At 61.4% G+C, this 21880-nt stretch carries 20 protein-coding genes and 1 pseudogene; 14 read left to right on the plus strand and 7 right to left on the minus strand.

All coding sequences use genetic code 11. The annotated features are described in order from the left end of the window. Position 1 precedes the first annotated feature (1 nt). Entirely contained in the window at positions 2–2290 is a 2289-nt protein-coding gene (gene dibA, locus BLW24_RS10200; RefSeq protein WP_090379973.1) for a phosphodiesterase DibA, read from the minus strand. A gap of 168 nt (positions 2291–2458) precedes the next feature. Between dibA and desA the strand changes: the two genes are divergently transcribed. Both desA and BLW24_RS10210 read left to right on the plus strand, forming a co-directional pair. After that, complete coding sequence (gene desA, locus BLW24_RS10205) at positions 2459–3646, plus strand: delta-9 fatty acid desaturase DesA (RefSeq protein WP_090379978.1); 1188 nt, start codon at positions 2459–2461, stop codon at positions 3644–3646. A 161-nt stretch (positions 3647–3807) separates the two neighbouring features. Then, positions 3808–4779: a GGDEF domain-containing protein gene (locus BLW24_RS10210; RefSeq protein WP_090379981.1), complete on the plus strand. Its 972-nt coding sequence runs from the start codon at positions 3808–3810 to the stop codon at positions 4777–4779. Between the two features lie 78 nt (positions 4780–4857). Here BLW24_RS10210 and BLW24_RS25910 read toward each other — a convergent pair whose 3' ends face one another. Further along, the gene (locus BLW24_RS25910) at positions 4858–5025 is read right to left on the minus strand and encodes a hypothetical protein (RefSeq protein ID WP_167360352.1); all 168 of its coding nucleotides are present in this window, start codon (positions 5023–5025) and stop codon (positions 4858–4860) included. 232 nt (positions 5026–5257) lie between these two features. Between BLW24_RS25910 and BLW24_RS10215 the strand changes: the two genes are divergently transcribed. From BLW24_RS10215 to BLW24_RS26480, 11 genes and pseudogenes are all read left to right on the plus strand, one after another. Next, positions 5258–6520 (plus strand): OprD family porin, encoded by a 1263-nt coding sequence (locus tag BLW24_RS10215; protein WP_090379984.1) that lies wholly within the window; start codon positions 5258–5260, stop codon positions 6518–6520. Between the two features lie 177 nt (positions 6521–6697). Beyond that, positions 6698–7024, plus strand: a complete 327-nt coding sequence (locus BLW24_RS10220) for an ArsR/SmtB family transcription factor (RefSeq protein WP_090379987.1) — start codon at positions 6698–6700, stop codon at positions 7022–7024. Next, entirely contained in the window at positions 7021–7452 is a 432-nt protein-coding gene (locus tag BLW24_RS10225; RefSeq protein ID WP_090379991.1) for a YeeE/YedE family protein, read from the plus strand. Before BLW24_RS10220 ends, BLW24_RS10225 begins: the two co-directional genes overlap by 4 nt. Positions 7453–7454: 2 nt before the next feature. Then, positions 7455–7871 (plus strand): DUF6691 family protein, encoded by a 417-nt coding sequence (locus BLW24_RS10230; protein WP_090379994.1) that lies wholly within the window; start codon positions 7455–7457, stop codon positions 7869–7871. 38 nt (positions 7872–7909) lie between these two features. Continuing rightward, on the plus strand, positions 7910–8773 hold the full coding sequence (locus BLW24_RS10235; RefSeq protein WP_090379996.1) for an MBL fold metallo-hydrolase: 864 nt from the start codon (positions 7910–7912) through the stop codon (positions 8771–8773). After that, a complete protein-coding gene (locus BLW24_RS10240; protein WP_090380000.1) occupies positions 8763–10484 on the plus strand; it encodes a SulP family inorganic anion transporter in 1722 nt (573 codons plus the stop codon). Before BLW24_RS10235 ends, BLW24_RS10240 begins: the two co-directional genes overlap by 11 nt. Before the next feature lie 106 nt (positions 10485–10590). Continuing rightward, complete coding sequence (locus tag BLW24_RS25915; protein WP_167360353.1) at positions 10591–10764, plus strand: hypothetical protein; 174 nt, start codon at positions 10591–10593, stop codon at positions 10762–10764. Positions 10765–10767: 3 nt separating this feature from the next. Beyond that, the gene (locus BLW24_RS10245) at positions 10768–11469 is read left to right on the plus strand and encodes a PAS domain-containing protein (protein WP_276326460.1); all 702 of its coding nucleotides are present in this window, start codon (positions 10768–10770) and stop codon (positions 11467–11469) included. A 43-nt stretch (positions 11470–11512) separates the two neighbouring features. Beyond that, entirely contained in the window at positions 11513–11908 is a 396-nt protein-coding gene (tnpB, locus tag BLW24_RS10250; RefSeq protein ID WP_244161054.1) for an IS66 family insertion sequence element accessory protein TnpB, read from the plus strand. Positions 11909–11926: 18 nt separating this feature from the next. Further along, complete coding sequence (tnpC, locus tag BLW24_RS10255) at positions 11927–13483, plus strand: IS66 family transposase (RefSeq protein ID WP_090375563.1); 1557 nt, start codon at positions 11927–11929, stop codon at positions 13481–13483. A gap of 142 nt (positions 13484–13625) precedes the next feature. Next, a pseudogene (locus tag BLW24_RS26480) lies at positions 13626–13979 on the plus strand (methyl-accepting chemotaxis protein); the annotation flags it as partial. 99 nt (positions 13980–14078) lie between these two features. Here the strand turns inward: BLW24_RS26480 and aguA are convergent. From aguA to BLW24_RS10285, 5 genes are all read right to left on the minus strand, one after another. After that, positions 14079–15185 carry an agmatine deiminase gene (gene aguA, locus BLW24_RS10265; protein WP_090380013.1) on the minus strand — a complete coding sequence of 369 codons (1107 nt, stop codon included), beginning with the start codon at positions 15183–15185 and terminating at the stop codon, positions 14079–14081. 74 nt (positions 15186–15259) lie between these two features. Beyond that, positions 15260–16141, minus strand: coding sequence for an N-carbamoylputrescine amidase (aguB, locus tag BLW24_RS10270; RefSeq protein ID WP_090380016.1), 882 nt, complete (start codon positions 16139–16141; stop codon positions 15260–15262). Positions 16142–16440: 299 nt separating this feature from the next. Next, a complete protein-coding gene (gene rmf / locus BLW24_RS10275; RefSeq protein ID WP_090380019.1) occupies positions 16441–16650 on the minus strand; it encodes a ribosome modulation factor in 210 nt (69 codons plus the stop codon). 149 nt (positions 16651–16799) lie between these two features. Next, the gene (gene gshA / locus BLW24_RS10280) at positions 16800–18380 is read right to left on the minus strand and encodes a glutamate--cysteine ligase (protein ID WP_090380022.1); all 1581 of its coding nucleotides are present in this window, start codon (positions 18378–18380) and stop codon (positions 16800–16802) included. Between the two features lie 223 nt (positions 18381–18603). After that, complete coding sequence (locus BLW24_RS10285; RefSeq protein ID WP_090380025.1) at positions 18604–20919, minus strand: Tex family protein; 2316 nt, start codon at positions 20917–20919, stop codon at positions 18604–18606. Between the two features lie 224 nt (positions 20920–21143). Between BLW24_RS10285 and ompR the strand changes: the two genes are divergently transcribed. Next, positions 21144–21878: an osmolarity response regulator transcription factor OmpR gene (ompR, locus tag BLW24_RS10290; RefSeq protein ID WP_090380028.1), complete on the plus strand. Its 735-nt coding sequence runs from the start codon at positions 21144–21146 to the stop codon at positions 21876–21878. Positions 21879–21880: the final 2 nt, after the last annotated feature.

A 21880-nucleotide genomic window follows, 5' to 3' on the forward strand; every position in this document is an offset into this window, starting at 1 on the left:
CTTAGTTCGTTGTTGCGGCGCTCAGTGCCAAGTGTGTGGCCAGCTGCTTTGCAGGTTGCGGACGGCCGAAATAATAGCCTTGGGCGTGGTCGCAGCCGAGTTTCTGGAGCAATTCGGCCTGTTCGAGCTGTTCAATCCCTTCTGCCAGCACCTTGAGGCCCATGCTGTGGCCGAGGGCGATCACCGCGCGGGTGATGGCTATATCATCCTGATCATGCGGCAGGCCGCTGACAAAGCTCTGGTCGAGTTTGAGTTTGTGTACCGGCAGACGCTTGAGGCGTGCCAGGGAGCTGTAGCCGGTGCCGAAGTCATCGATGGCCAGGCGTATACCGAGGGCGCGCAGGCGTTCGAGCAAGGCCAGGGCTGCGTCGGGGTTTTCCATCACCGCGCTTTCGGTGACTTCCAGCTCCAGGTGCGCCGGGGCGAGGCCGGTATCGCGCAATACCTCGGCCACCCGCAGGTCGAGCTCGCCACGGCCGAACAGGCGGCTGGAGACATTCACCGCGACAAACCTCAGCTGATGTCCGGCGAGTTGCCAGGCGACCATCTGCCGGCAACTCTGTTCCAGCACCCAGGCGTCGATGGCGCCGATCAATCCGGTCTCTTCGGCAATCGGGATAAATTCGCCGGGCGCCACCAGCCCGCGTTGCGGATGCTGCCAGCGCACCAGGGCTTCGACGCCGATCATCTCCTGGCTGCGCAGGCAGATCAGTGGCTGGTAATAGACGCGCAGTTCCTGATGATCGAGGGCATGGCGCAGGGCGCTGGCCAGCTCGACCCGCTGGCGCGCGTGTTCGGTCAGTTCCTGGCTGTAGAAAGCATAGCTTTCGCGGCCACTGTTTTTTGCCTTGAACAGCGCGGAGTCCGCGTTGCGCAGTACCTGGCCAACATCACTGGCCTCACTGGGATACAGGCTGATGCCGATGCTGGCGGTGATAAACAGCTCCTGCTGGCTGGTTTTGAAGGGCTGGGTCAGGCAGGCCTGTAGACGTTGGGCAATCACTGCCGCCTGTTCGGCGCTGCTGCAGCTTTCATCGAGTAGGCCAAACTCGTCGCCGCCCAGGCGCGCGAGCGTCATGCGTTTGCCGAGCTGTTGGCTAAGGCGCTCGCCGACGTCCTTGAGCAGCAAATCGCCAATGGTGTGGCCGAGGCTTTCGTTGATGTGCTTGAAGTGGTCGAGGTCGATCAACAGCACCGCACCACTCAGCTCATCGTGTTTGGCACGTTCGAGGGCGTGTTCGACACGCTCGGTGAACAGCAGGCGGTTGGGCAGGTTGCTTAACGGGTCGTGATGCGCCAGGTAATCCAGCTCGTGTTGTGAGCGTTTTAGCGCGCTGATATCAGAGAACACCGCGACGTAGTGGCTGATTTCGCCCAGTTCATCGTGGATCACCCGGATGCATTGCCACTGCGGGTAAATCTCGCCGCTCTTGCGCCGGTTCCACACCTCGCCACTCCAGGCTCCGCGGCTTTGCAGGGCATTCCACAGACTTTCATAGAAGCCTTTATCGTGCCGCCCGGATTTCAGCATGCTCGGTGACTGGCCGAGAATCTCTTCCTGGCTGTAACCGGTGATGCGACTAAAGGCCGGGTTGCAGTGGACGATACGCTGCTGCGCATCGGTGACCAGTACACCTTCCTGGGTGGCATCGAATACTGCTGCAGCCTGGCGCAGGCTGTCTTCGTCCTTGCGCCGCTGGGTGATGTCGCTGGCGGTGCCGATCAGGCGTTCGGCCTGGTTGTGATCGTCGAGCAATAGGCGGCCACGTGACTGAATCCAGCGGTAGCTGCCGTCCTCATGCCGCAGGCGATAGTTGACCTCGTAAGGCGCCGGGTTGCGCGCGGCCAGACGCTGCTCCAGGTTGCTGTCGAAACTGGCGCGGTCATCGGCGTGCAGGCGTTGCAGCCAGTGTTGTGGGTCTGTGCCCAGGGCATCGGGAGGCAGGCCGAGCAGAGCCGCATAACCAGGGGAGAAATACAGCGTCTGGGTCTGCAGATCCCAGTCCCATATACCATCTTTGGCCGCTTCCAGTGCCTGATGCAGGCGCTTCTCGCTGCGCTGCAATGCTTGATGCGTCTGGCGCTGCTGCGCGTGGTGGGTGCGCAGCACGGCGTACAGCAGGCCTGCGGTAAGCAGCACAAACGCCAGCCCCTTGAACAGTTGCGCGCGTTCCAGTTGCGGCAGCGACAGGCCGAGGGCGACCAGCAAGCCGTCGCTGAACAGCACCCAGAGAGCAGCGGCGAGCATATAGCTGAGAGTCAGGCGCCAAGCGCCTTGTGGTGCATTCATGGGGTTTAAGTCAGTCCTTTGTCTAAGACCGGCAGTATAGATGCTGATAAGGGGGCGGCATTCTTATGCAAAAGACCAACTGGTTTTCTGATCCTGGTCAGGGATAATGGCTGGCGACGTGTGCTAACAATAAGCGGCGTCTTTCCTTCTGCACGAGGCACACGATCCATGTGGTACAACGGTTTTCTTGACCTGTCGATCTGGCAGTTGATCGCGGTCACCCTGCTGATGACGCACGTGACCATCGTCAGCGTCACGGTTTATCTGCATCGCTACTCGGCGCATCGCGCCCTCGAATTGCATCCGGCGCTGAAACACTTCTTCCGCTTCTGGCTGTGGTTGACCACGGCGCAGAATACCCGCGAGTGGGCCGCGATTCACCGTAAGCACCACGCCAAATGCGAAACCGTCGATGACCCGCACAGCCCGGTGATCAAGGGCCTGAGCACCGTACTGCGCAAGGGTGCGGAGCTGTACCGCGAAGAAGCGCAGAACCCGGAAACCCTGCGCATCTACGGCAAGAACTGCCCCGAAGACTGGATCGAGCGCAACCTCTACTCGCGCTTCCCGGTTGGCGGCGTGGCGCTTATGGGGACCATCGACCTGGCCCTGTTTGGCGCTGCCGGCATCACCATCTGGGCAATCCAGATGATGTGGATTCCGGTGTGGGCGGCGGGCGTGATCAACGGTCTCGGCCATGCTGTCGGCTATCGCAACTTCGAGTGCCGCGATGCGGCGACCAATCTGCTGCCCTGGGGCATCCTGATCGGCGGCGAAGAGCTGCATAACAACCACCACACCTACCCGAACTCGGCCAAGCTGTCGGTGAAGAAGTGGGAATTCGATATGGGCTGGTTCTGGATCAAGCTGTTCAGCCTGCTTGGCCTGGCCCAGGTGCAGCGTGTAGCGCCCATCGCCCATCGTGTCGAAGGCAAGCGCAGCCTGGACATGGACACCGCCATGGCCATTCTCAACAACCGTTTCCAGATCATGGCGCAGTACCGCAAGCTGGTGATTGCACCACTGGTGCAGCAGGAACTGGCCAAGGCCGATGCCTCGGTACGCCATCATTTCCACCGCGCCAAGCGCTTGTTGTCGCGTGAGCCGAGCCTGCTCGATGAAGGCCATCAGGCGCGTATCCAGCGCATGCTGGAGCAGAGCCAGGCGCTCAAGGTGATTTACGAGAAGCGCCTGGCCCTGCAGCAGATCTGGGTGAAAACCAGCGCCAATGGCCACGACATGCTTGAGGCCATCAAACACTGGGTCAGTGATGCCGAAGCCAGCGGTATTCAGTCGCTGCGCGAGTTTGCCGAGCAGCTGAAAACCTACTCGTTGCGTCCTGCAGGGGCCGTCTAACGCCTGCGCTGTCGCTCAAGCCCGCCACTTGGCGGGCTTTTGCTATCTGAGTTGCGCCCGGCGGTTGTCGCGGGGTGATGATGCAAATGCCCCCCGACCCTTGTTTATTTCTGGCGTATGCTTCAGCCATTGCCCGGTAACTGAGTGCAATGGCGATGGCTATGGATGAAGTCAGCAGGCAGCAGCTCGAACAGGAAGAATTGACCCTGGCGCTGTTGCATACCCGCGCCGAGGTGGCGCGCCTGCAGGAGCGCGAGCAGTTGTTCAGCACCTTGCTGGGCAGCGTCAATGCAGTGCTCTGGGCGTTTGATTGGGATACCAAACGAGTGATTTACGTCAGCCCAGCCTACGAGCGGGTTTTCGGGCGTTCCGCCGCGCTGCTGCTGGCCGGTTATGAAGAGTGGCGCAACAGCATCTACCCCGACGACCTGGATTACGCCGCCGAAAGCTTTGCCCAGGTGCTGGAAACCGGTGCGGTCGAAGCCCGCGAATACCGCATCATCCGTGGCGACGGCCAACTGCGCTGGCTTAGCGACAAGTGTTTTGTCAGCCGCGAAAGCTCGCCGGGCAAGCCGCATATCATCGTCGGCATCGCCGAAGACATCACCGAGAAGAAGCAGCTGGAAGGCGAGTTACACCGCCTGGCCACCACCGATGTACTGACCCAGAGCAGTAACCGTCGGCATTTCTTCGAATGCGCCCAGCGCGAGTTCGAGCAAGCCCGTGAATACGGCAGCCCGTTGGCCTTTCTGCTGCTCGATCTCGACGATTTCAAGCAGGTCAATGATCGTTATGGCCACCAGATGGGCGATCAGGTGTTGCAGCGTCTGGCCTACAGCGGTGCTACCACCTTGCGCCGGGGGGATCTGTTCGGGCGCATCGGCGGTGAGGAATTTGCCGCGCTGTTTCCACGCTGCGAGCCGGAACTGGCCGAGCAGATTGCCGAACGTCTGCAGCGCGAGGCGCGCCGCCTGAGTTTCAGTCACGAGGGCAGCACTTTCGGCGTGACCCTGAGCCAGGGCCTGACCAGCCTGCGCCCTGAAGATGCCAGCCTGGATGCTCTGTATGCACGCGCCGATGCCGCGATGTACCGAGCCAAACGCCAGGGCAAAAATCAGATCGTGGTGGATTGATCACGCGCGGGCATGCCGTTGGTTTGGGGTGCTGGCGATAACCCGCCTTTTGGCTTTTTGCTGTCGGCAAAAAACCGCTTATTGCTTCTTTGTCAGGCCTGCAAAGACCTCGTCATAAATCTGTAAAACCTTGTAATAGATGCGTCGGCGAGCTGTTTTGGGCAGCTGGCACAGTATCTGCGTAGGGCTCAGCGCATAACGGCCGGGATGATCGGCCGACAATAAAAATGAAGAGACCTGCGCCATGATTTTTACCTGTCCGCTGCTATGTCCTCATTTCCCAGCTCGCGCTGATTGCCTTCACACGCTCACCTGATTTAGCTTATTGCACGGCCGGCCCTGGCTGCGGCAGCTGTTCGCCTGCCCGGTGTCTGGCCCTGCAATAACTCCCCGAATTCGGTGCGCGCCTGCCGCTTCACAGGCTGAAGACAGTACCCGCGTCGATGTGCAACCCACACACACAACTGGAGAACACATAATGAGAAAGACCTCCCTGGCCCTGGCCGTCGCGGCCAGTACCCTGGGCTTGTCCCTGAGCCAAGTCGCCCATGCCGACTTTATCGGCGACAGCAAAGCCAGCCTCGAAGCGCGTAACTTCTACTACAACCGCGACTTCCGTGAAGACGCGGGTCCGCACAAGTCCGAAGAATGGGCCCAAGGCTTTATCCTGCGCGCTGAGTCGGGCTTCACCGAAGGCATCGTCGGTTTCGGTCTCGACGCCATCGGCATGTTCGGCTTCAAGCTGGACTCGGGAGATGGCACTGCAGGCAGTGGTCTGCTGGTTCCGGATCGTTCGTCCAAGGGCTCCCAAGATAACTACTCCGGTCTGGCTGTAGCGGCCAAGGCCAAGGTTTCCAAAAGCACTCTGCGCGTCGGCCAGATGCAGTTCAAGAATCAGGCGATCGCCTCCAGCGACAGCCGCCTGCTGCCGCAAGTTTTCCGTGGCGGTAACCTGGTATCCCAGGAAATTGATGGTCTGACCCTGGATGCGGGTTACCTCGATGAGGTCAACAACCGCAACTCGCAAGACTACGAAGACATGAGCCTGAATACCTACTCCTTGAGCGGTATCCAAATCAAGGGTGGTGCCGTCAACCAGTCCAACGAGTTCGTCTTTGCTGGCGGTAACTACAAACTCACCAAGGATCTGACGGCGGGTTATTACTATTCCAATCTGGAAGACCTGTACAAACAGCATTCTTTCAATCTGGTGCATGTAATGCCGCTGGGCGACAAGCAGAGCCTGAAGACCGACGTGCGCTATGCTCGCTCCACCGATGACGGCCTGAGCAATGTCGATAACAAGGCATTCGGTGCGATGGTGACCTATGCCCTGAGCGGTCATAAATTTGGCCTCGGCTACCAGAAGATGAGTGGTGACACCGGTTTCGCCTATGTCGGTGGTACTGATCCGTTCCTGGTCAACTATGTGCAGATTGGCAACTTCGCGGCCAAGGACGAGAAGTCCTACCAAGCACGTTATGACTTCGACTTTGCTTCTGTTGGCGTGCCTGGTTTGACCTTTATGACGCGCTTCCTGTCGGGCGACAACATCGACCGCGGTCGCAACGTTTCTGAGGGTAAAGAGCGTGAGCGCAACACCGAACTGATGTATGTGTTCCAAGAAGGCGCCCTGAAGAACCTGGGTGTGCGCTGGCGTAATGCGACCATGCGCAACAACTTTGGTCGCGACCTCGACGAAAACCGTCTAATCGTCAGCTACACCCTGCCACTGCTCTGATTGTGGCGGTTTCAGGCTGAGCTGTTGCATCCAGCCCAGCCTGAGTAGCAAACCAAACCCGGACTCTGTTCCGGGTTTTTTATCGCCTGCGATTGACCTCTGTGCGGTGACTGGGCGGTGCTTGCCATTCAATATACAAAAGAATAGATTGTTTTTATCTCAATTGAGTCGCTTGCCATGACGCTTGAACACCCTCCGCTCGATATCCAGCAACTGCGCGCCAATGCCGATGCGGCGGGGCAGTTGCTCAAGGCCCTGGGCAATCCGGATCGGCTGCTGTTGCTGTGTCAGCTCTCTCAGGGCGAGCGCAATGTCAGCGAGCTGGAAACCCTGCTGGGTATTCAGCAGCCGACGCTGTCGCAGCAGCTGGCGGTGCTGCGCCGTGAAGGGCTGGTGGCGACCCGTCGTGAGGGTAAGCAGATCTATTACTGCATCAGCAGCCCGGCGGCGCTGGCGGTGATCAACACCCTGTATCAGCTGTTCTGCGCCGGTGAGCAACGATGAGTATCGATTGGTACAACTTCACGCCCTGGAGCGCCCTGGCAGGTGGCGCATTGATCGGCCTGGCCGCCAGTCTGTTCGTTGTGATGAATGGCCGGGTGGCTGGTATCAGCGGCCTGCTCGGCAGTGTGTTGGAGCGCGGTGAAGGCTGGGGCGAGAAGGGCCTGTTTCTGTTGGGCGTGCTGCTCGCGCCGCTGCTCTGGCAGCTGTTTAGTCGTCTGCCCGAGATTCAGATCGACAGCGGCTGGCTGGCGCTGACGGTTGCCGGTCTGCTGGTCGGTGTTGGCACCCGCTATGGCGCGGGCTGCACCAGCGGGCATGGTGTCTGTGGTTTATCCCGGCTGTCACTGCGTTCTCTGGCGGCCACCTTGAGTTTTATGGCCGCCGGTTTCGTCACGGTGTTTGTCCTGCGTCATCTGCTGGGGGCTTGAGCATGCGCAAACTGTTGGTCTTTCTCGCCGGTGTGACCTTTGGCATCGGTCTGCTTAGCGCAGGCATGGCCAACCCGGCCAAGGTGCTGGCCTTTCTCGATCTGGCAGGTCCTTGGGACCCATCGCTGGCTCTGGTGATGGTGGCGGCAATTGGCGTGGCGTTTCTGCCGTTCAGTTGGGCGCGTGCGCAGCGCAGCAGTCTGCTCGGTGCGCCGATGCAGTTGCCGGGCAAGCGTAAGCTGGATCGGCGGTTGATCGGTGGCAGCCTGTTGTTCGGTATCGGCTGGGGGATTGCCGGCATCTGTCCGGGGCCGGCCGTGGCGATTCTGCTCACCGGGCGCTGGCAGGTGCTGCTGTTCGTGGTGGCCATGCTGGTGGGCATGGTTGTGTTTGCTGCGCTGGAACGCCGGCGCGGGTAATTGATGATCGGGAGATCACGTTCAAAGCAGGAGCTACCATGTCACCGTTGATTCAGGCCTTTTTCGACCCTGCCACCTCGACCTACAGCTATGTCGTCAGTGACCCGGCCACCGCGCAGTGCGCCATTATCGATTCGGTGCTGGATTACGATGCGGCGGCCGGGCGCACCGCTACCACCAGTGCCGACCGTCTGATCGCTTACGTGCGCGAGCAGGGCCTGAGCGTGCAATGGTTGCTGGAGACCCATGTGCATGCCGATCACCTGTCTGCTGCGCCCTATCTCAAGGCTGTCTTGGGTGGGCAATTGGCAATCGGTGAGCAGATCCGCGTGGTGCAGAACACCCTCGGCCAGTTGTTCAATGCCGGTAGCGAATTCGCCGTTGATGGCCGCCAGTTCGATCAGTTGTTCCGCGATGAACAGGTGTTTCAGCTCGGCTCGCTAAATGCCCGCGCCCTGCATACCCCTGGACATACCCCAGCCTGTATGACTTACCTGATCGGTGATGCGGCGTTTGTCGGCGACACCCTGTTTATGCCGGATTACGGCACCGCGCGCTGCGACTTTCCCGGTGGCGATGCGCGGGCGTTGTACCGTTCGATTAGCCGGCTGTTTGCCCTGCCCGATAGCACCCAATTGTTCATGTGCCACGATTACCTGGCGCCGGGGCGTGAGCAGCATCGCTACCAGAGCACCGTAGCCGAGCAGCGCGCGCATAACGTGCATGTGCACCAGGGCGTCGACGAGGAGGCCTTTGTCGCCATGCGCCAGACCCGCGATGCCAGCCTGAGCATGCCTGCGCTGATACTGCCCTCGGTGCAGGTGAATATGCGTGCGGGCCATCTGCCGCCCGCCGAAGACAATGGTGTGCGTTACCTCAAGGTGCCGCTGAATGTTTTCTAGGTGGACGCTGCTTACTACCTTGCGTCGTTACGACCGTGATCAGGCTGGCCGCGATCTGCTCGCCGCCTACCTGGTCTGTCTGCTGCTGGTGCCACAGGCGTTGGCCTATGCGCAGCTGGCCGGGTTGCCGGCGGTGGCGGGGTTGTACGCGAGCATTCTGCCGCTGGTGGTGTATGCCTTGATCGGCGCCAGTCCGGGCGTGGCACTGTCGTTCGGCCCGGTGGCGGTGCTCTCGCTGATGACTGCCGCGGCCTTGGCCCCGGTGGCGGCCGCCGGTACTGCGGCGTATCTGGCCGCGGCCACCACCTTGACCCTGCTGGTCGGCGTGTTACTGCTGCTGATGGGGCTGCTGCGGATGGGCTTTGTCGCCAACTTTCTCAGCCATCCGGTGATTTCCGGCTTTGTCAGCGGCTCGGCGCTGCTGATTGCGGTTAGCCAGTTCAAACATTTACTCGGCATCTCCGCAGACGGGCTGACCCTGCTGCAGGTGTTGCCCGCGCTGTATGCGCAGCTGCCGGCGCTGCACCTGCCGACGCTGCTGTTGGGGCTGGGCAGTCTGGCGCTGCTGCTGGTGCTGCGTAACCTGGGCATGTTCGGTATGCCTGAGGTGCTGGCGCTGCGTATCAGGCAGTTGAGTGCGTTGCTGTTGATGCTGTTGGTGATGGCCCTGGGCGCGGCGCTGCAGCTGGAAGTTTATGGCGTGCGGGTGGTTGGCACGGTGGCCGCGGGTCTACCGCCACTAGAGCTGCCGGGCCTGGAGCTGGGCTTGCTGCGCGAGTTGCTGCCGGCGGCCGTGTTGATTGCCCTGGTGGGGTTTGTCGAGTCGGTATCCATCGCTCAGAGTCAGGCGATGCGCAAGCGTCAGTCGATCAACCCTGATCAGGAATTGCTCGGCCAGGGTGCAGCCAATATCGCTGCCGCCTGCAGTGGTGGTATGCCGGTCGCCGCAAGTTTTTCGCGCTCGGCGCTGGCGTTGCAAAGCAATGTGGCCACGCCGTTGGTCGGCATATTTGCTGCCGGCCTGATGCTCGCGGCGGTTCTGGGGCTGGCGCCGTTGCTGCAGCACCTGCCACAAGCAGTGTTGGCCGCGAGCATTATTGTCGCGGTAGTGGGGCTGATTGATGTATCCGGCCTGCGCCGCACCTGGCGCTACTCGCCGCAGGAAGGCATGGCGCAGCTGGCAACGCTGGTCGGCGTGCTGTTGTACGGTGTTGAGGCTGGCATTCTGCTCGGTGTAAGTCTGTCGCTACTGTTGTTTCTCTGGCGTACCAGCCGGCCGCATATGGCGGTGGTCGGCCAGCTGCCCGGCAGCGAGCACTTTCGCAATGTCGAGCGCTATCAGGTTGTGGAAAGCCCCAGCGTGCTGTCGCTGCGGGTCGATGAAAGCCTGTACTTCCCCAATGCGCGGTTTCTGGAAGAGCGTATCGGCGCGCTGATCGCCAAACGTTCAAACGTGCGCCATCTGGTGCTGATGTGTTCCGGGGTCAATCAGATTGATGCCAGCGCCCTGGATACTCTGGAGGCGATCGGCGAGCGCCTGCACAGCGCTGGCGTGCAGCTGCATCTGGCAGAAGTGAAGGGGCCGGTGATGGATCGGCTGCAGCGTTCGGATTTTCTGCAGCGCTTTGGTGGGCAGGTATTTGTCAGCCAGTACCAGGCTTTGCGCACGCTGGATGAAGAAAGTACGGCGCGGGCCATGCGAGCGCAGTGAGTCTGAGCTAAACGTTAAGCATCGCGTGTCGATACGCTGGTTGGTTCAGGGATGAATAGATTGCCGTGTGCCCTGAGCAAATATTGCCCTTTCTGAGGCGCTTCATATGTTCGGATCACAGCTTCGCAGTGAGTTGCAGCAGTGCCTGCTGCAACTGGCAACCAGCCGGCAGGTTATCGAGTCCATCCGACAAACCTTCGCCATGATCGAGTTCACCGCCCAGGGCGAGATACTCGATGCCAACCCGCCATTTCTCGCAGCCATGGGCTATCGCCTGTAAGATATCCGCGGCCAGCATCACCGCATGTTCTGCAGCAAGGAGCAGGTGGCGAGCCCGGCTTATGCGCAGTTCTGGCGGCGTCTGGCCGATGGCGAGAGCTTCAGTGACCGCTATATGCGTATTGCCAAGGGCGGCCGTGAGGTCTGGCTGGAAGCCAGCTATATGCCGGTGCGCGACCCCCAGGGAGTGGTCATCAAGGTCATCAAACTGGCTGCCGACATCACCGAGCGCATGCATGCCGAGCATCAGCATGATAGTTACCTGAAGGCGATCAACCGTTCGACGGCGGTGATCGAGTTCAATCTGGCCGGTGAGGTGCAGGATGCCAATGAGAACTTCCTCAGCACCATGGGCTATCGCCTGGAGGAAGTGCGTGGCGTGCATCACCGTCAGTTCTGCACCCATGAGGATGCGGCGAGTGATGACTATCGGCGCTTCTGGCAGCGCCTGAACCAGGGCGAGTTTATTTCCGATCGCTTCAAACGCGTGACCAAAAGTGGTCGTGTGGTGTGGCTGCGCGCCACTTATAACCCCCTATATGACGCGGCTGGTCGGTTATATGGGGTGGTCAAGTTCGCCAGTGACATCACCAACCAGGTGGAGCATCGCGAGGCCGAATCCGCCGCTGCCCAGCTGGCTTTTGATATCGCCCGGGAAACCGATGAAAGCGCGATAAAGGGCGCCGAAACGGTCGAAGAAACGTAAGCGCTCCATAAACCTCATCTACAAATGATCCGCAGGCCAGCCAATGCTGAGCTCCAATTTCTTTCTGGAGCCAGCCGTCATGATGCGCCCCGACGCCAAAGTCGAAAAAGTCTATCTATACCCCAAGCCGGTGGATTTCCGAAAATCCATCGATGGCCTGGCCGCCCTGGTCGAGCTGGATATCAAGGTGGCGGTGTTCGACCCGGTGCTGTTCGTCTTCCTCAACCGCGCGCGCAGCCGGGTGAAGATTTTGTATTGGGAGCGCAACGGCTTTTGCCTGTGGCTCAAGCGATTGGAGGCTGAACGCTTCAAGTCGCATCCGGAACCTGGCGAAGATGCGATCGTGCTGACGGCCCAGGAGTTGAACTGGTTGTTGGACGGTATCGACCTGTGGCGCAACCGGCCGCACCAGGTTTTGACCCCTAGGTTCGTCACCTGAGCCGGTATAATCCACGGCATGATTTCTGTGCCCGAAACCCTTCCTGATGACCCCGCCGCGCTCAAGCAATTGCTCGCTGAGGTGTTGTCGTCGGCGCAGGAATTGGCCAAGGACAAGGATGGGCAGATCGAGCGCCTGCGCGAACAAAACGCGCTGTTGATCCAGCGCCTGTTCGGCCGTAAATCCGAGCAGAGCAGCGACCCGGATTCACCGCAGCTAGAGATGTTCAACGAAGCGGAAAGCCTGGCCGAAGCGGCGGCTGAAGCTCCGGCCGCTGAGGTCGAGGAAGAAGTCGTTGCGCCGACCAAGCGCCGCGGCAAGCGCAAGCCGTTACCGGCCGAACTACCGCGTGTCGAGGTCATCCACGAACTGCCCGAACACGAACTGACCTGCGAATGCGGTTGCCGCAAGCAGGCCATCGGCGAAGAAACCAGCGAGCAGCTGGAAATCATCCCGATGCAGGTTCAGGTGATCCGCCACATTCGCAAGACCTATGCCTGCAAGGCCTGCGAAAGCGCGCCGGTCACCGCTGACAAACCGGCCCAACTGATCGAGAAAAGGCTGGCCAGCCCGAGCGTGCTGGCGATGCTGCTGACCAGCAAATACGCCGACGGCATCCCACTGTATCGCTTCGAAAAGATGCTCAGTCGCCATGGCATCGACATCCCCCGGCAGACCCTGGCGCGCTGGGTGATCCAGTGCGGCGAACTGCTACAACCGTTGCTCAACCTGATGCGCGACAGGCTGCTGGACAGTCCGGTGATCCACTGCGATGAAACCCGCGTGCAGGTGCTCAAGGAGCCTGGGCGCGATCCGAGCAGCCACTCCTGGATGTGGGTGCAGACCGGTGGCCCGCCTGGCAAACCGGTGATCCTCTTCGACTACACAACCAGCCGCGCGCAGGAGGTGCCGCTGCGCCTGCTCGACGGTTATCGCGGCTACCTGATGACCGACGATTACGCCGGCTACAACGCCGTGGCCGCACAACAAGGTGTTGAGCGCCTGGCCTGCTGGGCGCATGCGCGGCGCAAGTTCGTCGAAGCGCAAAAGGTGCAACCGAAGGGCAAAACCGGGCGTGCCGACATCGCGTTGGGGATGATCAACAAGCTCTACGGCATCGAGCGCGAACTTAAGGATGCCAGCGATGAACAGCGCTACCGGGGCCGCCAGCAGCACAGCCTACCGCTCCTCGATCAGCTCAAGACCTGGCTGGAGAAAACCCAGCCGCAGGTCACGGCGCAGAATGCCCTGGGCAAAGCAGTGAACTACCTGGCGAGCAACTGGAGCCGACTCGAACGCTACATCGAGGCTGGCCACCTGCCGATCGATAACAACGCTGCCGAGCGCGCGATCCGGCCCTTCGTCATAGGTCGCAAGAACTGGCTGTTCAGCGACACGCCGAAAGGCGCGACCGCCAGCGCCCAACTCTACAGCCTGGTGGAAACCGCCAAGACCAATGGCCAGGAGCCCTACGCCTGGCTGCGCCATGTCCTCGAACGCCTGCCGCTGGCCAACAGCGTTGAAGCCTACGAAGCGCTGCTGCCTTGGAACTGCCAACCAACGACGCCACTGTAAAACGCAAAACCTCTCCAGAGGGAGGTGGGGTCTATGGAGCGCTTACGAAGAAACCATGCAGATGGTGCGCGGCATTGCCGCTGAGTTGACGCATGTTTCCGAGAATGTTGGCGCTTTGAACACTCAATCCGAGCGTATCAGTAGCATTGTTCAGGTTATTCGTGGCATCGCCGAGCAGACCAATCTGCTGGCCCTCAATGCGGCCATCGAAGCTGCCCGTGTAGGCGAGCAGGGACGCGGTTTTGCCGTGGTGGCTGACGAGGTGCGCAACCTGGCGGCCCGCACCAGTCAGGCGACGGTCGAGATCAACGACGTGGTGCGTCTCAATCATGACCTGGCGCTGAAGGCGGTCAGTGGCATGGATGGCAGCAAGCAGAAAACGGAACAGGGCGTGCTATTGGCCAACAAGGCGGGTGAGGTGATGCTGGAAATCCGCGATGAGGCGCAGCGCGTGGTGGATGCCATTGGGCAATTTACCCAGGCCATGCAGGACTAAGAACCTGTTTACCATCTGCGGTATGTCGGCCATTCGGCGCTAGCTCGCGCGATCGTAAACAGGTTTTGCCTAACGCCCAAGCTGGCTGGGCATTAGCCCTTAGCGTTTCTGCGCTGCAGGCTGCTGCTGGGTGATGCAGTGGATATTGCCGCCGCCCAGCAGAATTTCCCGGCCCGGCACCATCACCACGCGGTGTGCGGGGAACAGGCGACGCAGGATGGCTTCAGCCTCGGCATCCTTGGGATCGTCGAACTTGGGCGCAATGATGCCGCCGTTGACGATCAAGAAGTTGACGTAGGAGCCAGCCAGGCGGATCGACGGATCGCGCTCCTGGGTGCCGGCCACCAGATCCACCCCCGCACACTCTTCATCGCTGGCATACAGCGGGCCGGGTATCGGCATCTTGTGCACGATCAGTTGCCGGCCCTTGGCATCCCGAGCGCTTTCCAGCACGCGCATGGCCGCCTGACTGCGCGGGTAGTTGGGGTCTGCGGCATCGTCGGTCCAGGCCAGCAGCACTTCACCGGGGCGCACGTAGCAGCAGAAGTTGTCGACGTGGCCGTCGGTCTCGTCGTTGAACAGGCCGTCCGGCAGCCAGATCACGCTGTCGATTGCCAGGTGATCAGCCAGGTACTGCTCGATCTGCTCGCGGTTCAGGTGTGGGTTGCGGTTGGGGTTGAGCAGGCATTCCTCGGTAGTGATCAGGGTGCCTTCACCGTCGACATGGATCGAGCCGCCTTCGAGGATCAGCTCATCGGTGCGATAACGCGCGCAACCTTCAATCTGCAGGATCTTGCGCGCCACCTGATCATCACGCACCCAGTTGGCGTACAGCCCGCCATTCAGACCGCCCCAGGCGTTGAACGCCCAGTCCACGCCGCGTACTTCGCCGCTGTTATTGGTGACGAAGGTCGGCCCGGTGTCGCGCACCCAGGCATCGTCGGTGGTGATCTCCACCACGCGGATATTGGCGTGGGCCAGGCGCTCACTGGCGTTTTCATACTGGCCGGCGGGCACGCACACGGTCACCGGTTCAAACTCGGCAATCGCCTTGGCTACTGCAGTGAACGCGGCTTGCGCAGGCTTGCCGCCCAGGCGCCAATTGTCCGGGCGCTCGGGCCAGACCATCCAGGTCTGGCTGTGGCTTTCCCATTCGGCAGGCATGCGGAAGCCGTCGGCGCGTGGGGTAGTCGTCAGGGTTGTCATAGGGTCACCAAAACATTGAGCGGCACGGATGGGTATTAACGCAGTACGTCGCAACCCACCTTACAGGGGCGTTTTTACTCGGAGGCCAGATGGCCGTCGAGGGTTTTTAGCGGGCTATAGAGGTTGGGGCGACGGTCACGGAAGCTGCCCCAGGCGCTGCGGATATGCTCCAGCTGATCCAGGTCGAAGCTGTGCATCAGCACCGCTTCGTCGGTTTCGTTGGCTTCCTGTACCTTGGCACCGAACTGGTCGGCGATAAACGACGAGCCATAGAAGTTGATGTGGTAATCGCCCTGATCTTCACGGCCGATGCGGTTGCTGGCGATCAGCGGCATCAGGTTGGCGCCGGCGTGGCCCTGCTGCACACGCTGCCAGTGGTCGCGTGAGCTGATGCTCGGGTCATGCGGCTCGCTGCCGATGGCGGTCGGGTAGAACAGAATCTCGGCACCCAGCAGCGCCATGCTGCGCGCGCACTCGGGGAACCACTGGTCCCAGCAGATACCCACACCGATCTTGGCGTAGCGGGTGTTCCACACCTTGAAGCCGGTGTCGCCCGGGTTGAAGTAGTACTTCTCGTGGTAGCCCGGGCCATCCGGAATATGGCTTTTCCGATAAATCCCGAGGTTGCTGCCGTCGGCGTCGATGATCGCGATGCTGTTGAAGCGCGCGCGGCCGGCCAGCTCGTAGAAGCTGATCGGCAGGACCACTTGCAGTTCCTTGGCGATTTTCTGGAAGTGCAGGATCGCCGGGTTGCTCTCGGCCGGGGTGGCCAGTTGCAGGTAGTCCGGGTTGGGCTTCTGGCAGAAGTACGGCGCCTCGAACAGCTCTTGCAGCAGGATGATCTGTGCGCCCTTGCCGGCGGCCTGACGCACCAGCCGCTCAGCATTGGCGAGATTCGCAGCGGTGTCCCAGGAGCAGGCCATCTGGGTGGCGGCGACGGTGACGATACGGGGCATGGTTTGGCACCTCAAGAGCAGTTGGGGCGGTCATCTGACACTAGCAGAGGCCGGCGACTGTGCCATGCCTCGCGGGCGAGTCATGGCAGTGGATGGCCTATTTATATCCGATAAAAATCGACATTAAAAGCAAAATGTACGGCGAAAGATCAGTTTTTACCGATTTATATCGAATAAAAATCGAATTAATCTGCGCGGGCAAACTAAAGGTCGATCAAAGGCAAAGCGATACGTTGCCACGCAGGCTGAAGTGCTGCGGGCGAGGAAGAGTTTCAGAGGGGGTTGGGTAGAGCGAGGGGTCAGGCGCTGTAGCGTTTGTGCAGCTCGAATTGCTCGTGGCCGTCGTCCCAGCCGGCTTCCCAGGCGGCGATCAGCACATCGGCAGCGAGTCTGCGCGGGGCGTTGGTCTGTCCGGTCAGCCCTGCCATGTAGCCCTGTTGGTAAGCCTTGTTGAGGCTTTCCAGGCTCCAGTGCTGGTCATCTTCCGTGTTGAGGTCGGCGCAGGCCATGGCGGCAGCTCGCAGTGGATTTACCCATGCAATGCTAGCCGTATCACCTGGACAGGGCTGCGCCGCTGATCCCGCTTTTGCCACCGCTGGCGGTTTATGTGATGCAGTTGGCGAAATGCCGGCTGCATGCGAGCCGGCATTTTTCGGGGTTAGACCGCGTGGGCCAGGATGGTGGCCTGATAGGCTGCGGCAAAGCTGTCGAAATCGCCTTCTTCCTGGGCTTCCAGTTCCGCTTGGTCCTGCAGCGATTGCGCAGCGCTGGCCTCGAAGGCCGCTTGCTGTTCGGTGCTCAACGGCTGGCTGCGGAAGTACTCGGCGTGCAGCTTGCTCTGATGCAGGGCGAACTCGGTAAAGCTCAGGCCCTGTTGCAGTTGCGCCAACACCTGGGCGGACGGAGTCAGGCTGGGATCGACAACCTTGGCCTGTTGCGCCTGCAAGGCCAGGCTATGGGCGCTGTCGCCGTGGCTCTGGTCGAGCAGCTCGGCCAGCGGGCGGATCTGCTCCAGCAACTCGTCAGCCCAGGCCTGCAGCACCACCGGCTGGCCATTGCGCTGCAGGTGCAGGCCCGGCCGGCGACCTTCCTTGACCACGGCCAGGAAGTTGTCGGTGCAGGCATGGCATTCGCCGCTTTCCAGCAGCGGGCTGTCGGCCAGCGCGCAGAACAGCAGGAAGGCGTCGAGGAAGCGCGACTCGATCAGATCGATACCCAGCGGCAGGAACGGGTTGATATCAAGGCAGCGCACTTCAACGTACTGCACGCCACGGGCCATCAGTGCCTGAATCGGCCGCTCGCCGCTGTAGGTCACGCGTTTCGGGCGGATATTCGAGTAGTACTCGTTCTCGATCTGCAGGATGTTGGTATTCAGTTGCAGCCACTCGCCGTTCTTCTTCGCGCCGATCTCCACGTAGGGCGGGTAGGGCGTACCGACCGCCTGGCGCAGGCTGTCGGTGTAGCTGGCCAGATCGTTGTAACAAGGCGTAAGGCCGGCCTGGGCAGTGCTCTGATAACCCAGATCACTCATGCGCAGGCTGGTGGCGTAGGGCAGGTAGAGGGTTTCTGCGCCCAGTTCCTGCAACTGATGTGGGCGGCCGCGCATAAAGCCCTTGTGCAGCGCCGGTGAGGCACCGAACAGGTACATCAGCAGCCAGCTGTAGCGGCGGAAGTTGCGGATCAGCGCGATATAACGCGCCGACTGGTAATCCCGTGCGCTGCGCGTATCGCCTTCGGCCTGCTGCTGCAGTTGCCACAGTGCTTCCGGCAGGGAGAAGTTGTAGTGGATGCCGGCAATGCACTGCATGGTCTTGCCGTAACGCAGGGCCAGGGCTTTGCGGTAGACGTACTTGAGTTCGCCGATATGCGAGCTGCCATAACGGGCGATCGGAATCGTCTCCTCGTCCGGCAGGGCGCAGGGCATCGACGGGCTCCACAGGTATTCGCCGTCCAGCTTGCTGTAGGCGAAGCGGTGGATCTGCTCGAGATCGGCCAGGGTCGCCGCCGGATCAGCCTCGGCCGGGGTGATAAATTCCAGCAGCGATTCGGAATAGTCGGTGGTGATCTGCGCGTGAGTCAGCGCCGAGCCGAGGGCGACCGGGTGCGGCGTGAGGGCCAGTTGGCCGTCGCCATCGACGCGCAGGCATTCGCGCTCGATACCGTGCAGGCATTGGGAAAGCAGGGAGAGGTTGGCGCGCTCGCCAAGCTGGGCCAGGCGGCGGTTTAACAGGTCGCTCAAGATTGCATTCCTTCACGCATCGGTCGCCTCAATATGGGGACGACAGGCGTGCTCTACAAGGGGGCGAGAAAACCGCGATCAGCGGTCGATAGCGCTTTATAACCCGAGGCGGGTGAAGAAGGTTATAGCTGGGCGCTGTGCTTTTGCGCCAGAGCGACGCGCGAGAGGCGGGCGCGGGGCCCACGGACATAGATCGTATGTCCGTGGGCCTGCGGGCGTTGGCTTATTTCTTCAGTTGTTTGGCGTTGGCAAACAGCGCCGCCATGCCACCGCTGGCCGGCGCCGGCTTTTCCTGGCTGGAGTGACGTTCGCTACGCGGTGCATTGCCGCCACGGGATTGCCCGCCACGCGTCCCCTCGATTTTCTCACCTGGGGTGTCGCCCATGCGCATCGACAGGGCGATACGGTTACGTGGAATGTCCACTTCCATGACCTTGACCTTGACCACGTCGCCGGCCTTGACCGCCTCATGCGGGTCTTTGATGAACTTCTCCGACAGCGCCGAGATATGCACCAGACCGTCCTGGTGCACGCCGATATCGACGAAGGCGCCGAAGTTGGTCACGTTGGTGACTACGCCTTCGAGCATCATCCCCAGTTTGAGGTCGTTGAGAGTTTCCACGCCTTCCTGGAACTCGGCAGTCTTGAACTCCGGGCGCGGGTCGCGGCCGGGTTTTTCCAGCTCGCTGAGGATGTCGCCGATGGTTACCAGGCCGAACTTGTCGTCGGTGAATTGCTTCGGGTCTAGGCGCTTGAGGAAGCCCGAGTCGCCGATCAGCGAGCGAATATCGCGGCCGGTGTCGGCAGCGATGCGCTGCACCAGCGGGTAGGTTTCCGGGTGCACGGCGGATGCGTCGAGTGGGTTGCTGCCGTTCATTACACGCAGGAAGCCAGCGGCCTGTTCAAAGGTCTTGTCGCCCAGACGCGGCACTTTGAGCAGGTCGGCGCGGCTGTTGAACGCGCCGTTGGCGTCGCGGAAGGCGACGATATTCTGCGCCAGGGTCGCGTTCAGCCCGGAGATGCGTGCCAGCAGGGCGGCGGAAGCGGTGTTCACATCCACGCCGACGGCGTTTACGCAGTCTTCGACCACCGCATCCAGCGAGCGCGCCAGCTTGAGCTGCGACACGTCGTGCTGGTACTGGCCGACACCGATGGATTTCGGGTCGATCTTTACCAGCTCCGCCAGCGGGTCTTGCAGGCGGCGGGCGATGGACACCGCGCCGCGCAGCGACACGTCCATGTCCGGGAATTCCTTGGCGGCCAGCTCGGACGCCGAGTACACCGAGGCGCCGGCCTCGGACACCATGACCTTGGTCAGGTTCAGGCCCGGCAACTTCTTGATCAGCTCCAGCGCCAGCTTGTCAGTCTCGCGGCTGGCGGTGCCGTTGCCGATGGAGATCAGGTCGACTGCGTGTTTGGCGCACAGCTTGGCGAGGATCGCCAGGGTGCCGTCCCAGTCGTTGCGCGGCGCGTGCGGGTAGACGGTGGCGGTTTCCAGCACCTTGCCGGTGGCATCGACTACGGCCACCTTGCAGCCGGTGCGCAGGCCCGGGTCCAGCGCCAGGGTGGCACGTGGGCCGGCCGGCGCGGCCAGCAGCAGGTCGTGCAGGTTACGGGCGAACACGTTGATCGCCTCGTCTTCGGCGGCTTCGCGCAGTTCGCCGAACAGGTCGGTTTCCAGGTGGGTGTAAAGCTTGACCTTCCAGGTCCAGCGCACCACTTCGCCCAGCCACTTGTCGGCGGCGCGGTCACGGGCGCTGATGCCGAAGCGCTCGCCGATCATGCCTTCGCAGGGGTGCATGGCCCCTGGGATTTCCTCGCCGACTTTCAGGCTGGCGCTGAGAATGCCTTCATTGCGCCCGCGGAAAATCGCCAAAGCGCGGTGCGAGGGTGCGCCCTTGAGCTTCTCGTCGTGCTCGAAGTAGTCGCGGAACTTGGCACCTTCGTTTTCTTTGCCAGCGACCACGCGGGCACTGAGGATGGCGTTGTCCTTGAGGTAGCTGCGCAGGCTGGCCAGCAGGTTGGCGTCTTCGGCGAAGCGTTCCATAAGGATGTACTTGGCGCCTTCGAGCACGGCCTTGACGTCGGCAAAGCCCTTTTCGGCGTCGATAAAACGCTCGGCTTCGCTCTCGGGATTAAGCTCGGGGTCGTTAAACAGTGCGTCGGCCAGTTCGCCGAGGCCGGCTTCCAGGGCGATCTGGCCCTTGGTGCGGCGCTTCTGCTTGAACGGCAGGTACAAATCTTCCAGGCGGGTCTTGGTGTCGGCCAGGTTGATGTCGCGGGTCAGCTCAGGGGTCAGCTTGCCCTGTTCCTCGATGCTGGCGAGGATACTGGCGCGGCGCTCGTCGAGTTCGCGCAGGTAGCGCAGGCGCTCTTCCAGGGTGCGCAGCTGGGTGTCATCCAGGCTGCCGGTGACCTCTTTGCGGTAGCGCGCGATAAACGGCACCGTGGAGCCTTCATCGAGCAGCGCCACGGCGGCGGCGACCTGTTGCGGGCGTACGCCCAGTTCTTCGGCGATGCGGTTGTTGATGCTGAGCATAGAAAAAGCTACCCACACTGAAACGAAAAACCAGCCACGCAGATCACGGGCCAGACACGAAAGCCGCGCATTATAAACACTGCCCGGCAACGCACCGGGAACCAGTCGGGGAAAAATCTGCTAACAATGGCTGCACGTCGGCTGCGGCTCCTGAGCCATAATGCCGGCCATTGCACACTGCCAGCGCGTCCGCGCCCGGCGGATGCCCGGACAAGGAGCCCTGAATGAGCAGCACTGCACTTCCCGCTGAAGGCGAAAAAATCCTGATCGTCGATGACGACGCCCGTCTACGTCGTCTGCTTGAGCGCTTCTTCGACGAGCAGGGCTACCGCGTGCGTGCGGTGGAAAACGTCGAGCAGATGGACCGTCTGCTGGCCCGCGAACTGTTCAATCTGGTGGTTCTCGACCTGATGCTGCCGGGCGAGGACGGCCTGTCTGCCTGCCGCCGTCTGCGTGAGGCGAACAATCAGGTGCCGATCATCATGCTCACCGCCAAGGGCGACGAGGCCAGCCGTATCCAGGGCCTGGAACTGGGCGCCGACGATTACCTGGCCAAGCCGTTCAACCCGCGCGAGCTGCTGGCACGGATCAAGGCCGTGCTGCGTCGCCAGGCGCCGGTAGTACCAGGCGCGCCGGGCAGCGAAGACGAGAGCGTGAGTTTCGGCGACTACGAGCTGTCCTTGGCCACCCGCGAACTGAAGAAGGGTGACGAGGTACATATGCTCACCACCGGTGAGTTCGCTGTGCTCAAGGCGCTGGTGCAGCACGCCCGCGAGCCGCTGACCCGCGACAAGCTGATGAATCTGGCCCGGGGCCGCGAGTGGGACGCGCTGGAGCGTTCCATCGACGTGCAGATCTCCCGTCTGCGCCGCCTGATCGAACCCGATCCGTCCAAACCGCGCTATATCCAGACGGTCTGGGGCGTGGGTTATGTGTTTGTGCCGGATGGCAATAAGTAACT

Origin of the sequence: Pseudomonas anguilliseptica (genome assembly GCF_900105355.1) — a bacterium.
In the GTDB taxonomy this organism is placed as follows: domain Bacteria; phylum Pseudomonadota; class Gammaproteobacteria; order Pseudomonadales; family Pseudomonadaceae; genus Aquipseudomonas; species Aquipseudomonas anguilliseptica.